General features: G+C 72.5%; 9 protein-coding genes. 7 read left to right on the top strand and 2 right to left on the bottom strand.

The window, feature by feature from the left end; translation table 11 throughout:
* The first annotated feature begins 60 nt into the window (after positions 1-60).
* Both smc and LCD33_RS08570 read left to right on the top strand, forming a co-directional pair.
* Positions 61-3,861 (top strand): chromosome segregation protein SMC, encoded by a 3,801-nt coding sequence (gene smc / locus LCD33_RS08575; RefSeq protein WP_224967692.1) that lies wholly within the window; start codon positions 61-63, stop codon positions 3,859-3,861.
* A 102-nt stretch (positions 3,862-3,963) separates the two neighbouring features.
* The gene (locus tag LCD33_RS08570; RefSeq protein ID WP_224958779.1) at positions 3,964-4,827 is read left to right on the top strand and encodes a protocatechuate dioxygenase; all 864 of its coding nucleotides are present in this window, start codon (positions 3,964-3,966) and stop codon (positions 4,825-4,827) included.
* 137 nt (positions 4,828-4,964) lie between these two features.
* On the opposite strand, the gene LCD33_RS08565 is transcribed toward LCD33_RS08570, so the two are convergent.
* Positions 4,965-6,476 carry a sodium:solute symporter gene (locus LCD33_RS08565; protein ID WP_224958780.1) on the bottom strand — a complete coding sequence of 504 codons (1,512 nt, stop codon included), beginning with the start codon at positions 6,474-6,476 and terminating at the stop codon, positions 4,965-4,967.
* Positions 6,473-7,666, bottom strand: coding sequence for an anhydro-N-acetylmuramic acid kinase (locus LCD33_RS08560; protein WP_224958781.1), 1,194 nt, complete (start codon positions 7,664-7,666; stop codon positions 6,473-6,475). The genes LCD33_RS08565 and LCD33_RS08560 overlap by 4 nt, the downstream gene beginning before the upstream one ends.
* A gap of 117 nt (positions 7,667-7,783) precedes the next feature.
* Between LCD33_RS08560 and ftsY the strand changes: the two genes are divergently transcribed.
* The 5 genes from ftsY (at position 7,784) to LCD33_RS08535 (ending at position 13,279) form a co-directional block, all read left to right on the top strand.
* Positions 7,784-9,316 carry a signal recognition particle-docking protein FtsY gene (gene ftsY, locus LCD33_RS08555; protein WP_374108131.1) on the top strand — a complete coding sequence of 511 codons (1,533 nt, stop codon included), beginning with the start codon at positions 7,784-7,786 and terminating at the stop codon, positions 9,314-9,316.
* A gap of 85 nt (positions 9,317-9,401) precedes the next feature.
* Positions 9,402-11,147 (top strand): WXG100 family type VII secretion target, encoded by a 1,746-nt coding sequence (locus LCD33_RS08550; protein WP_224967696.1) that lies wholly within the window; start codon positions 9,402-9,404, stop codon positions 11,145-11,147.
* Positions 11,144-11,443 carry a hypothetical protein gene (locus tag LCD33_RS08545; protein WP_224958784.1) on the top strand — a complete coding sequence of 100 codons (300 nt, stop codon included), beginning with the start codon at positions 11,144-11,146 and terminating at the stop codon, positions 11,441-11,443. Before LCD33_RS08550 ends, LCD33_RS08545 begins: the two co-directional genes overlap by 4 nt.
* Positions 11,444-11,606: 163 nt before the next feature.
* A complete protein-coding gene (locus LCD33_RS08540) occupies positions 11,607-12,944 on the top strand; it encodes an ammonium transporter (protein ID WP_224958785.1) in 1,338 nt (445 codons plus the stop codon).
* On the top strand, positions 12,941-13,279 hold the full coding sequence (locus LCD33_RS08535) for a P-II family nitrogen regulator (protein ID WP_224958787.1): 339 nt from the start codon (positions 12,941-12,943) through the stop codon (positions 13,277-13,279). The genes LCD33_RS08540 and LCD33_RS08535 overlap by 4 nt, the downstream gene beginning before the upstream one ends.
* The last annotated feature ends 349 nt before the right edge of the window (positions 13,280-13,628 follow it).

The following is a 13,628-nucleotide window of genomic DNA, read 5'->3' as shown; positions in this document are numbered from 1 at the left end:
CGGGTAGGCTCTGCCGAACGCCGCACGCAGGCAGCACTCGCGGAAAGGTCGATCGCAGCCGTGCACTTGAAGAGCCTGACGCTCAAAGGGTTCAAGTCCTTCGCCTCGGCCACCACGCTGCGCTTCGAACCGGGCATCACCTGCGTGGTCGGGCCCAACGGCTCCGGCAAGTCGAACGTGCTGGACGCGCTGCGCTGGGTGATGGGCGAGCAGGGCGCCAAGGACCTGCGCGGCGGCAAGATGGAGGACGTCATCTTCGCCGGCACCTCCGGCCGCGCGCCGCTGGGCCGCGCCGAGGTCACGCTCACCATCGACAACTCCGACGGCGCGCTGCCCATCGAGTACACCGAGGTGTCGATCACCCGCCGGATGTACCGGGACGGCGCCAGCGAGTACGAGATCAACGGCAACAGCTGCCGCCTGATGGACGTGCAGGAGCTGCTGTCGGACTCCGGCATCGGCCGTGAGATGCACGTCATCGTCGGCCAGGGCCAGCTCGCCTCCATCCTGCAGGCCAAGCCGGACGAGCACCGCAGGCTCGTCGAGGAGGCCGCGGGCGTGCTCAAGCACCGCAAGCGCAAGGAGAAGGCGCTCCGCAAGCTCGACGCGATGCAGGCCAACCTGACCCGGCTCACCGACCTCACCGGGGAGCTGCGCCGCCAGCTGAAGCCGCTCGGCAAGCAGGCCGAGATCGCCCGCAAGGCGCAGACCGTGCAGGCCGACCTGCGCGACGCCCGGCTGCGGCTCATCGCCGACGACCTGCTGTCCTCCCGCGCCGAGCTGGCCCGCGACCAGGCCGACCAGGAAGAGGCGAAGGCCAAGCGCGCCGAGGTCGAGCGCGGCCTGCAGTTCGCCCAGTCCGAGGAGAAGGGGCTGGAGGAGAAGGTCGCCGCCGACGCGCCGCGACTCCACCGCGCCCAGGACACCTGGTACCGGCTGTCCGCGCTGGAGGAGCGGCTGCACGGCACGCTGCGCCTCGCCGCGGAACGGCACAAGCACCTCACCGCGCAGAACACCGAGCAGCGCACCGGCCGCGACCCCGACCAGCTCGACGCCGAAGCGGAAGAGGCCGCCGAGCAGGAGATCGAGCTCCGCGAGGAGGTCGAGACCGCCCGCGAGGTCCTCGCCGAGGTGGTGCGCCGCCGCTCCGAGCTGGAGGACCGGCTCAAGGAGGCCGAGCGCGAGCACATGGCTGCGGTCCGCGCCATCGCCGACCGCCGCGAAGGCGTAGCCCGGCTCTCCGGCCAGGTCGAATCGATGCGCAGCAAGGCGAGCGCCACCTCCGACGAGCTGGAGCGGCTGAACGTCTCGCTCGCCGAATCGCAGGAGCGCGCCGAGGTCGCCGAGACGGCGTTCGCCGACGCCGAAGCGGAGAGCGGCGGCCAGGAATCCGATGATGCGGGGCTTCCGGAGCGCCAGGCGAACGCGGCCGCGGCCCGGGACGCCGCCCGCTCCCGGGTGGAGGAGCTGGTCAAGGCCGAACGCGCCGCCGAGCGCGAGATCGCGTCCTGGCAGGCCAGGGTCGAGGCGCTGTCGATGGGCCTGAACCGCAAGGACGGCGCGGGCGCGCTGCTCGGCGCGGGGGAGAAGGTGCCGGGCCTGCTCGGTTCGGTGGCGGCGCTGCTGACCGTGGACACCGGTGCGGAAGCGGCGCTGGCCGCGGCGCTCGGCGCCGTCGCGGACGCCGTGGCCGTGTCCGGGGTGGACGATGCGGTGCGCGCCCTGGAACTGCTCAAGTCCGACGCCGCGGGCAAGGCCGGGGTGCTCGTCGGCGGCACGGCCGAACCGGACCGCACCGGCTGGCCGCAGCTGCCCGCGGGAGCGGACTGGGCGGTGGACCTGGTGCGCGCCCCGGACGGGCTGCGCGCGGCGGTGACCACGGCGCTGGACCGGATGGCCGTGGTCGACGACCTCGCCGCCGCCCGCGACGTGGTGCGGCGGAATCCCGAAGTGCGGGCGGTGACCCGCGACGGCGACGTGCTCGGCGGGCACTGGGCCACCGGCGGTTCCGACGACGGGCAGAGCGTCATCGAGGTGCAGGCCGCCGTCGCCGAGGCCGAGCAGGAGCTGGCCGCCGCGCAGCGCCGCCAGGAGCAGCACTCGGCGGCGCTGGAGGGCGCCCGCGCCGAGGAGGAATCCCGCCGCGACGAGGTCCGCGCCGTGCAGGAGCAGATCAACGAGGCGAAGGTCGCCGCGGCCCGCAGCTCCGAACGCGTCTCCAGCCTGCGCAAGGCCGCCCAGTCCGCGGTGGCCGAGGTGGAGCGGGTCCGCCAGCAGCGCGCCAAGGTCGAGCAGTCCCGCGAGCAGGCGCTGGCCTCGCTGGCGGAGCTGGAGGAGCGCCTCGCCGCCGTCAAGGACGAGCAGGAGGAGCAGGCCGAACCGGACACGGAGCTGCGCGACCGGCTCGGCGGCGAGCTCGGCACCCTGCGCCAGGAGGAGATGGACGCCCGCCTCGGCCAGCGCACCGCGGAGGAACGCGCCCGCGCCGTGCAGGGACGCGCCGACCAGCTGCGCCGCGCCGCCCGGCAGGAGCGCGAGGCCCGCGCCCGCGCCGAAGCGGCCCGCCAGGCCAGGGAGCGCGGCGCCCGCGTCGCGAAGGCCGTCGTGGACGGTGCCGAAGCCGCGTTGGAACGGATCGCGGTGTCGCTGCGGGCGGCCACCGAGGAACGCGACACCGCGCAGGCGTTGCAGAGCGAGCACGAGCAGGCGCTGGGCGCGGTGCGCGCGCGGGTGCGGGAGCTCAGCGGCGAGCTGGAAAAGCTCACCGACGCGGTCCACCGCGACGAGGTGGTGCGCGCCGAGCAGCGGCTGCGCATCGAACAGCTCGAATCGAAGATCATCGAAGATTTCGGCATCGGCCTCGACGACCTCGCCGAGGAGTACGGCCCCACCGTCCCGGTCCCGCCGAGTCCCGCCGAGGTCGCCGAGTACGAGGCGGCGAAGGAGCGCGGCGAAGAGGTCACCATGCCGCCGTCGGTGCCCTACGACCGCGCTACCCAGGAACGCCGCGCCAAGCGCGCCGAGAAGGACCTGTCGCTGCTGGGCAAGGTCAACCCGCTGGCGCTGGAGGAGTACGCGGCGCTGGAGGAGCGCTACCGCTTCCTGTCCACGCAGCTGGAGGACATCAAGTCCACCCGCCGCGACCTGCTGGACGTCGTGAAGGAAGTCGACGAGAAGATCCTGGAGGTCTTCCAGTCCGCGTTCCACGACGTCGCCGCCGAGTTCGAGAAGGTGTTCTCGGTGCTGTTCCCCGGCGGCGACGGAAAGCTGGTGCTCACCGACCCGGACGACATGCTCACCACCGGCATCGAGGTGGAAGCGCGGCCGCCGGGCAAGAAGGTCAAGCGGCTGTCGCTGCTGTCCGGCGGGGAGAAGTCGCTGACGGCGGTCGCCATGCTGGTGTCGATCTTCCGGGCGCGCCCGTCGCCGTTCTACGTGCTCGACGAGGTCGAGGCCGCGCTGGACGACACGAACCTGCGGCGGCTGATCATCCTGCTGGACCAGCTGCGCAGCACCTCGCAGCTGCTCATCATCACGCACCAGAAGCCGACGATGGAGATTGCCGACGCGCTCTACGGCGTGAGCATGCGCGGGGACGGGATCACCACGGTCATCTCGCAGCGGCTGCGCGGCGGGAAAACCGGGAAGTCCGGCGAGGGGCCCGCGCCGGAGGCGGTGGCCGACGGCGCGGTGCCCGCGGACGCGGCGCCCACGTCGGCGCAGGAGGCCCCGGCCACCGCTGGAGCGCAGGACGCGGCTCCCGCTGGAGCGCAGGAGGACCCGGCGCAGGAAGATCCGGCGCAGGAGGACCCGGCTCCCGAGCAGGACGCCGCCGCACCCGAGGACTCCGCCGGGAGCTGACCCCGCACGCCCGGTGATCTCGCAGCCGGTTCCCAGCCTCCTCGCAGCTCGCCGCTCTAACTTCGAACTCGTTCCGCGAACGAGACTGCGAAAGAGGGCGGCATGTCGGACCACCACGAAGGGCAGCGGGTCAGCAGGCGATCGATGTTCGCCGGCGTCGGCTCGATCGGCTTGGGCACGTTGCTCGCGGCCTGCGGCTCGCAGGCGGGCGGCAGCACCACCGTCACCACTTCCACGGGGGAGAGCCAAGCGCTCACCCCGCAGACCGCGGCGGACGCGTCGGACCTGTTCTCCGGCGTGAACACCTGCACGCTCACCCCGGACACCACGCAGGGGCCGTACTACTTCGACGCGGACAAGGTCCGCAGCGACATCCGGGAGGACCGGCAGGGCGTGCGGCTGCGGCTGGCGCTGAAGGTGCAGGACAGCGAGACCTGCGCGGCGCTGCCGAACGCGGTCGTGGAGATCTGGCACTGCGACGCGGCCGGGCTGTACTCGGGTGCCGAGTCCCAGTCCTCCGGCGGCGGCGGGGGCATGCCGCCGGGACCGCCGCCGGAGGACGGCGAGAAGCCGGGCGGTGGAGGACCCGGTGGGGGCGGCGGGGACCAGGACCTGGTGCCCACCGACGACAAGCGCTACCTGCGCGGCGCCCAGGTCAGCAACGCCGACGGCGTCGTCGAGTTCACCACCATCTGGCCCGGCTGGTACACCGGCCGCACGGTGCACGTCCACGTGATGGTGCACGTCAGCAACGAGCGGGTGCTGACCAGCCAGCTCATGTTCGACGAGCAGCTGAACTCGGCGGTGTTCGCGCGGGCCCCGTACAGCGAGCACACCGGGCGGGACACGTTCAACGACGGTGACAACATCTTCGAGGATTCGATGCTGCTGAAGGTGGTGCCGGAGGACGACGGCTACCTGGCGTCGATCGTGCTCTCCGCCGATTCCGACCAGGACGGCGCCTGACCAGCACCGGGATCCCGGTCCGACGATCAGCGATGATCGTTGATCACGCTTCAGCCACTAATAACAGCGAGCATTGCGCAGGACGACCGGCGGTGAACGGCTCACCCGCACCGCGAGCGGGCCGTTCACCGGCGGTTTCAGGCGGAGTCGGCGGTGGCCGCCACCTTCTCCGCTTCGGGCGGCGCCGGGTGCCGCAGCGACAGCAGGCCGCCGACCAGCAGCGTGACGATCACCCCGACGGGCGTGAACCACGGGAACGCCAGCGACGCCTCGCCGCCCTCGCCGTCCGGGAACGTCACGCCGAACGCCAGGACGAGCACCACGACCAGCGTCGCCACGAAGGCGATGATCGCGTCGCTCTGCCGCGCCCGCTTCACCAGCAGCCCCAGCAGGAAGGCGCCGAGCAGCGCGCCGTAGGTGTAGCTGGCGATGCTCAGCCCGATCTCCACGACGGGGTTGTCGGTGCTGCTGAACAGGGACGCGAACACCACGAACACCAGCGCCCAGATCAGCGTCCACATCTTGCCGAGCCGCAGCACGCTCGAATCGTCCGCCCCGCTGCCCCCGATCCGCCGGTACAGGTCGCTGACGGTGGAGGTGGACAGCGAGTTCAGCGAGGACGACAGGGTGCTCATCGCCGCGGCGAGGATGCCGGCGATCAGCAGCCCGGACACGCCGGGCGGCAGCTCGGTCACGATGAACCGGGGGAACAGCTCGTCGTCGCTGCCCATGCCCAACGACGCGGGATCGGCCCCCTGGTAGAAGGACCACAGCTGGGTGCCGATGAACAGGAACAGCGCGAACTGCACCGCCACCACGACCCCGCTGGTGATCAGGGCGAGCTGGCTGTCCCGCAGGTTCCGGCAGGACAGCAGCCGCTGCACCATCAGCTGGTCGGCGCCGTGCGAGGCCATCGCGAACACGGCGCCGCCGATCACCGCGGTGAAGAACGCGTACTGCTCGGTGACGATGGACGACCCGAAGTCGAACAGCTGGAACTTGCCCGCTTCCCAGGCGGTCGAGACCCAGTCCCCGGGCAGCTCGCCCGCGAGCACCACCGCGGCCAGCACCGCACCGGCCACGTAGACGAACATCTGGATCGCGTCGACCCACACGACGGCCTTGATCCCGCCGAGGTAGGTGTAGATCACGGTCAGCACCGACAGCGCGAGCACGATCTGCCAGTAGGAGACGCTGAGGCCGAACACCTCCAGCATCACCTTCACCGGGATCGCGGTGGCGAACAGCCGCAGCCCGTCCGCGAGCAGCCGGGTGATCAGGAAGGTCACCGACGCGGTGCCCTGCAACCCGGAGCCGAACCGCTGCCCGAGGAATTCGTAGGCGCTGACCAGGTTCCCGGCGTAGTACTTGGGCAGCAGCACGAACGCCACCACGACGCGGCCGATCAGGTACCCGATGGCCAGCTGGAGGTAGGTGAAGGTGCCGAGGTAGGCGACCGTCGGCACGCTGATCACGGTCAGCGTCGAGGTCTCGGTGGCGACGACGGAGAAGCACACCGCCCACCACGGCAGGGTCCGGCTGCCGACGAAGTACTCCTGCGAGCTGCGCTGCCTGCCGCTGAGCAGCAGGCCCAGCAGCGGCATCGCGACCAGGTACAGCCCGATCACGATGAGATCGATCGACCTCATTCGGCCTCCAGTGTCGTGGGGTGGGTGATGCGCAGGCTCCGCACCGGTCCGGCCGCGGGTTCGGGCAGGCGCAGCGGTCCGGTTCCGGGGGTGAGCGAGCCGAGCAGCCGGGGGCCGTCGGCGCCGGTCGTGCCGGGCACGTTGCCGGGCAGCCCGTTCCAGGTCAGCCAGCCCAGCAGCGCCGCGAGGTAACCCTCCTTGCCCGCGGCGGGCAACCCGAGGTCGTCGCTGACGTGCAGGTCCACCCCGGTGCCGAGCCTGCGCCGCAGCGCGGCCAGCAGCGCCGGGTTGCGCACCCCGCCGCCGGAGGCGACGACCTCGCGCGCGCGGTGCCGGTGGCAGGCGTCGGCGACGGTGGCGGCGGTGAGCTCGGTGAGCGTGGCGAGCAGGTCGGGCCCGTCGAGGTCGGTGCCGCGCAGGACCTCGTCGAGGTAGGCGGCGTTGAAGTGCTCCTTGCCGGTCGACTTCGGCGGCTCCGCCCGGTAGTAGGCGTCGGCGAGCAACCGTTCGAGGAGTTCCGGCCGCACCCGCCCCGCAGCGGCGAGCCGTCCGTCGACGTCGCCGGCCGCCGCACCGCCGGTGACGCGCGCGGCGGCGGCGTCGAGCAGCGCGTTGCCGGGCCCGGTGTCGTAGGCGAGCGGTTCGGGGCCGCCGACGACGGTGATGTTGGCGATGCCGCCGATGTTGAGCGCGATGACCGGCCCCGGCCGGTCGGCGAGCCACAGCGCGTCGAGCACCCCGGCGAGCGGCGCGCCGTGCCCGCCCGCGGCGACGTCGCGGGCGCGCAGGTCGGCGAGCACCGGCAACCCGGTGGCTTCGGCGATCCACGCGGGCCTGCCGAGCTGGGTGGTGCCGCGCGCCCGCCCGTCCTCCACCCAGTGGTAGAGCGTCTGGCCGAGCGAGGAGATCAGGTCGGCGCCGCCGAACTCGGCGAGGCCGTGCCGGGCCGCGTCGGCGAAGGCGCGGCCGACCTCGGTGTCGAGCACGCAGAACTCCCGCGCGTCCACGGCCGCCGGTGGCAGCGCGGCCTGCAGCCGTTCGCGCAGCGCGGGCGGGTAGGGGACCTCGGCGAACCCGAGCGGCCGCAGTTCGACGACGCCGTCGCCCGCGGTGCTCAGCTCGGCGGCGGCGACGTCGATGCCGTCCATCGACGTGCCGGAGAGCAGGCCGAGGACTCGCCATGAGGACATGCTCAGTGGTGTATTGCACCGAGCTGGGGGACGCAAGCGCCTTTCCGCCATTGTTGGTGAATCGCCCACCTTGGGGTTGTCCCGCTGCTGCTCCGGGCGGGTGCGAGGATGGGCGCCGTGTCCACCTCGAACCTGATCCTGGTCGTCGTTGTCGTCGCCGTCCTGCTGGTGCTGGCCGTGGTCGCCGGCATCGTGCTGGCGCGCAGGCGCCGCATCAGCCTCCGCGAGCAGGAGGCGGAGCGCCCGGCGGTGCAGGGCGGCGGGTACCAGGCGGGCGGCGGGTTCAGCTTCTCCAGCGGCGGGGCGACCGCCGCGCCCGCGGAGGCGGACCAGCCGGAGCACCCGGTCCCGGAGCGTCCGGAGACCGAGGGCCAGCCCGGCGTGGGCGACGACGCCGCGGAACCGAGGGACAGCGCGCGCCGCGGCATCGTGGACGTGCCGCTGCCCGCCGAGGGCGAGGTCGAGGCCGAGACCGGCACGCCCCGCGAGCAGCCCGCCGACACCACCGACACCGACACCGACACCGGCTCCGGCGCGACCGAGACCGACGCCGAACGCGTCCAGGACGGCGCCGACGGTGGCTCGGTCGTCGCCGACGAGATCCCCGGCGACGACTCGACCGGCACCGCGACCCGCGTGCCCGACCAAGGACGGGTGGAGACCCCGCCGGAACCGGCGCCCGCCGCCGAACCGGTCACCGAGGTCGAGGAGATCGAGCCGACCGCGGGCCGGTTGGAGCGGCTGCGCGGCAGGCTGTCCCGGTCCCGCTCCACGTTCGGCCAGGGCCTGCTGGGCCTGCTGGGCGCGGGCGACCTGGACGAGGACTCCTGGGAAGAGGTCGAGGACACGCTGCTGCTGGCCGACCTGGGCGCGGCCACCACGACCGAGATCGTGGAGCGGCTGCGCACCGAGATCGCCTCGCGCGGCGTGCGCACCCCCGACGAGGCGCGGGCGCTGCTGCGCGAGGTCCTCATCGACGCGCTGAGCACCGAGGCGCAGCGCTCGGTGCGCGCCCTGCCGCACGGCGACCCGGCCGACGGCGGCAAGCCCGCGGTGCTGCTGGTCGTCGGCGTCAACGGCACCGGCAAGACCACCACCACCGGCAAGCTGGCGCGGGTGCTGGTCGCCGACGGCCACCGGGTGCTGCTCGGCGCCGCCGACACGTTCCGCGCCGCCGCCGTCGAACAGCTCGCCACCTGGGGTGAGCGGGTCGGCGCCGAGGTGGTGCGCGGCAACGAGGGCCAGGACCCGGCGAGCGTCGCGTTCGAATCGGTCTCCCGCGCCACCGACAGCGGCGTGGACGCGGTGCTGATCGACACCGCGGGCCGGCTGCACACCAAGACCGGGCTGATGGACGAGCTCGGCAAGGTCAAGCGGGTGGTGGAGAAGCGCGCCCAGGTCGACGAGGTGCTGCTGGTGCTGGACGCCACCACCGGGCAGAACGGGCTGGTGCAGGCCCGGGTGTTCTCCGAGGTCGTGGACGTGACGGGCATCGTGCTCACCAAGCTGGACGGCACCGCGAAGGGCGGCATCGTCTTCCAGGTGCAGCGCGAGCTGGGCGTTCCGGTCAAGCTCGTCGGCCTCGGCGAAGGCCCGGACGACCTGGCCCCCTTCGAGCCCGCCGCCTTCGTCGACGCCCTCCTCGGCTGACCGGCCCCCGAACCCCCCGGAACCGGTTGAACGCCGAGTCGCTCGACCGCGAGAATGCCTGAAGATCAGCTCGCGGAGGGGCGCAGTGGACAGGTTCGCGGTTCGGTACGCCTCGCTCGGCGAGGCGCGGCATTCGGTCGAAGGCACCGGTGCCGACATCGAGGAACAGCTCGCCCGGCTCGACGCCTACCTGGGTCCGCTCCGAGCCGGCTGGTCGGGCGTCGCCGCGGAGAGCTTCGACGCGGCACGGGCGGAGTGGATGCGGGCCGCGGACGAGATGGCCCTGAACCTGGCCGCATTGGCGCGCCTGCTGGCGGAGATCGACGAGAACTACCGGCACGCGCATGGGGCCAACCTCGGTATCTGGGGTGGCCCGGCCGCGTCCGGCGGTTCCGCAGGCCCGGCGGGCACCGCGCCGATGTCGGCGGGCGGGTCCGCGGGCGCCGACGAGGTGGACGTCTCGGTCGAGGAACTCCGCCGCGTGGCGCGCTCGTTCTACGGGCTCCAACAGCGTCTCGCCGACAACATGGCGTGGATCAGCAGGAACCTGGCCGAGTCGGCGGCCGGTATGGCCGGGGCGGATCCGGTGCTGGCGTCGTGGCGATCGTTGTACGACCACGCGGTGCGGATGTTGTGGGGAACGTTGCGCGCCGCAACGAACGTGCTCGGCGGGATCGCGCAGGGGATGACGGACACCGGCAACAACTACGTCGACTCCGAGCTCGCCTCCACGGCCGGGCACGGCTCCCGCGTTCCGAACCGGTTGCCCGCGCTCGGTGTCGATGAGGTGCGTCCGAGCGCCCCGCCGCCGTCCTGCGCCGCGGCCGCGCCTGCGCAACCGCGCCCGGACTGGGCGTTCGACTACTGGCCGGACGGGTATCCGGAGCGGCTCCGGTTCGCCGCGGGCGAATGGGAGCACCTGGTCGGAGTGCTGCACGAGATCTCGGCGGAAGGCGACGCGCTGATCGACGGTCTCGTGCGGGACAACCGGGGAGAGGTGTTCGACCGGATTCGCGGGTACTGGGAGACGAAGTCCCAGCTGTGCGGGACCGCGCAGATCTTCCCCGCCGTCACGGCGACCACCACCCTGCTCGCCCAGTCGTGCCGCGAACTGGCGAAGGGCGTCCAGCGAGCGCAGCAGGGCATGCGCACGCTCGCCGAACAGCGTGAAGCTGACCGGTTCCTCGACGTCCTGGCCACGGCCCTGGGCTACCTACCGGGTCCCTGGGCGAAAGCGGCGTCCGCCGCCGTGGACGTCGGGGAGTACTTCGCGGTGCTCGCGATCGTGGAACGGATCAAGAGCAACTACGACGCCGACCGGGAAGTCGCCGTCGCACGCCTCGCCGACAGCGGCGCCGCCGCCCGGTTGCGGGAATGGGCGGGCTCGGACACCGAGATCGGTTCCGAGAGCCGGGTCTACTCCCAGGTGGACGCAGGGCTCGAACAGCGGCTGGGAGACGCGCCGTACGACGGCTGGGCCGCGGTGGACGAACCGCACCCCGACCCGGCTTCGGTGCACATCACGGCGGCGCGGGAGGCGCACGTCCTGGGCGGGGACCGCACGGGCGGCGGGCATCTCGCGGGCACGGGTGCTCCGGGCAAGACCGAATTCCCGGCGGAATGGGACCGGGAATTGATCTTGAACAATGCGCGCAGCGTGGGGCGGAATCCGGATCAGCCGCCAGTGCACGAACCTGATGGGCGCTGGCTGGTCAACGGTGTTCGGGACGGGGTTCGTATCGTCGTCATCCTGGATCCCGATGGATCGGTGGTGACCACCTTCCCGCAAGGCGGCCCAGGCGTGATCGAAAACCCGAGGAGGAAGCGATGAGCATGGACGAGCACGAGTTCATGGATCGGGTCGACGATCTGCTGTCCGCCGTGCAACGGCGGGCCCCGGGCGTTTTCGCGTCGTACCTGTCGAGCGCTGCACGGGCCGGGGAGCACGGGCTGGTCTTGGACAGCATCGCTTGCACGCTGTGCGAGAAGAACATCCCGCTGTCCCCCGAAGAGGCCGCTGAGCTGCGGGAACTGCTGTACTACTTCGAGCTCCCGGTGGACGCGCTGGACTCGATCAACGATCGGGACGCCGTCCTGGCCTCGCTGAACGTGGTGCGCGCGGAGTGAACTCGGCGGCCGGATCTCGGCTCGACGCGTGACCTGGTGGTGACCGGGGAACGTCGCCGTAACACGAGGGCCCGGACAGTTCACGGCGGGGAAACGAGCGGACGGATCGCCTGAAACAGGCATTCCCCAGGATGCGCCCAACCGGTTCGCACGGGGAGGCGACGTGAATTCAGGCGATACCGCATGGGTGCTGATCAGCGCCGCGCTGGTGCTGCTCATGACACCAGGGCTGGCTTTCTTCTACGGCGGCATGGTGCGCGCCCGCGGCGTGCTCAACATGATCATGATGAGTCTGGGAGCGATGGGCGTCGTCGGCGTCCTGTGGGTGCTGTTCGGGTACTCGGCCGCGTTCGGCAGGGACCTCGGCGGGCTCGGGCTGCTCGGTGACCCGGTGCAGTTCTTCGGGCTCGACGGGCTGCTCGGCGAGGACCAGCTGTCCGGGACGATCCCGACGCTGGCGTTCGCCGGTTTCCAGGCCATGTTCGCGATCCTGACGGTCGCGCTGATCTCCGGCGCCATCGCCGACCGGGCCCGCTTCGGGCCGTGGCTGCTGTTCGCGGGGTTGTGGGCGACCGTCGTGTACTTCCCGGTGGCGCACTGGGTGTTCGCGTTCGACGAGACCGACGATGCGGGGAACGTGACCGCGGTCGGCGGCTGGATCGCGAACCGGCTCGCCGCCATCGACTTCGCGGGCGGTACCGCGGTGCACATCAACGCCGGTGCGGCCGCGCTGGCCCTGGCGCTGGTGCTCGGCAAGCGGGCGGGCTGGCCGAAGGGCACCGGGAAGCCGCACAGCCTGCCGTTCGTGGTGCTCGGCGCCGGGCTGCTCTGGTTCGGCTGGTTCGGCTTCAACGCCGGTTCCGCGTTGGCCGCCGACAACTCGGCGGCGGTGGTGCTGGTGAACACGCTGGTGGCGACGTGCGCGGCGATGCTGGCCTGGCTGCTGGTGGAGCGGGTGCGCGACGGTCACGCCACCACGCTCGGCGCGGCCTCCGGCATCATCGCCGGTCTCGTGGCGATCACCCCGGCCTGCTCGTCGGTGACGCCGCTGGGCGCGATCGCGGTCGGCGGGATCACCGGCGCGGTGTGCGCGCTGGCCCTGAGCCTGAAGTACCGGTTCGGCTTCGACGACTCGCTCGACGTGGTCGGCGTGCACCTGGTTGGCGGCCTGGTCGGCACCCTGCTGGTCGGGTTCTTCGCCTCCGGTTCGGCGCCCGCCGGGGTGAACGGGCTGCTCTACGGCGGTGGCTTCGACCAGCTGTGGCGACAGGCGGTGGGCGCCGTGGTCGTGTTCGCCTACTCGTTCGCGCTGAGCCTGCTGCTGGCCTGGATCGTCAAGGCCACCGTCGGTTTCCGGCTGAGCCCGGAGGACGAGGCCGAAGGCGTCGACGAGACCGAGCACGCCGAATCCGCGTACCACTTCGGCGACGGCCGTTCCGCGCGCCGCCCGGCGGTGCGCACCGACGGCGCCGACCGCGAGCTGGAGGGCAGCAACGCATGAAGCTGGTGACCGCGATCGTCCAGCCCAGCAGGCTGGACGCGCTCAAGGACGCGCTGGGGAGGCTGGGCGTGCTCGGCATGACCGTCAGCGACGTCCAGGGATACGGCAGGCAGCAGGGCCACACCGAGGTGTACCGCGGCGCCGAGTACGCGGTGGACTTCGTGGAGAAGGTCCGGGTCGAGGTCGTCGTGGACGACGTGGCGGTGGGTGAGGTCGTCGACGGGATCGTGCGTGCCGCCCGCACCGGCAAGGTCGGCGACGGCAAGGTCTGGGTCACCGCGGTGGATTCCGTGGTGCGGGTCCGGACGGGGGAGACCGGGGTGGCGGCGATCTGACACCGGGCGGTTCCGGCCATCGGTCGGAGGGGCGCCGGGGGGGGGGGGGGGGGGCCCCCCCGCCCGCCCCCCGCCCCCCCCGGGGGGGTCCGGCCCCGGGTTGGGGGGGCGCCCGCGCCCCGGTTTTTGACAACCCTTCCCCGCCCCCGTAGCATCGTCGTCGGCCCCCCGGTGGAGTTGCGTAGCTCTACTCAGCGGCACCGCGGGCTCTCACGGTCTTGCGGGGCCCCCGGCCACGGCAGACTTCAGCGCGTGCCGGGGCCGAGCCGGAGACCCGCCCGCACCGGGGGGCGGACGGGATCGGGCGGGGGCGGTCCGGGCGCAAACCTGGGGGAGCCGGAACACCGGG

It is taken from the genome of Saccharopolyspora sp. 7B, assembly GCF_020177435.1.
In the GTDB taxonomy this organism is placed as follows: Bacteria; Actinomycetota; Actinomycetes; order Mycobacteriales; family Pseudonocardiaceae; genus Saccharopolyspora_C; species Saccharopolyspora_C gregorii.
This window is presented reverse-complemented; position numbering and strand designations above follow the sequence as displayed.

Bases quoted from the DNA above. Each gene is read 5' to 3' on its own strand.
- LCD33_RS08570 (WP_224958779.1), top strand. From the start codon at position 3,964: ATGTCGGACCACCACGAAGGGCAGCGGGTCAGCAGGCGATCGATGTTC.
- LCD33_RS08565 (WP_224958780.1), bottom strand. From the start codon at position 6,476: ATGAGGTCGATCGATCTCATCGTGATCGGGCTGTACCTGGTCGCGATG.
- LCD33_RS08560 (WP_224958781.1), bottom strand. From the start codon at position 7,666: ATGTCCTCATGGCGAGTCCTCGGCCTGCTCTCCGGCACGTCGATGGAC.
- LCD33_RS08545 (WP_224958784.1), top strand. From the start codon at position 11,144: ATGAGCATGGACGAGCACGAGTTCATGGATCGGGTCGACGATCTGCTG.
- LCD33_RS08535 (WP_224958787.1), top strand. From the start codon at position 12,941: ATGAAGCTGGTGACCGCGATCGTCCAGCCCAGCAGGCTGGACGCGCTC.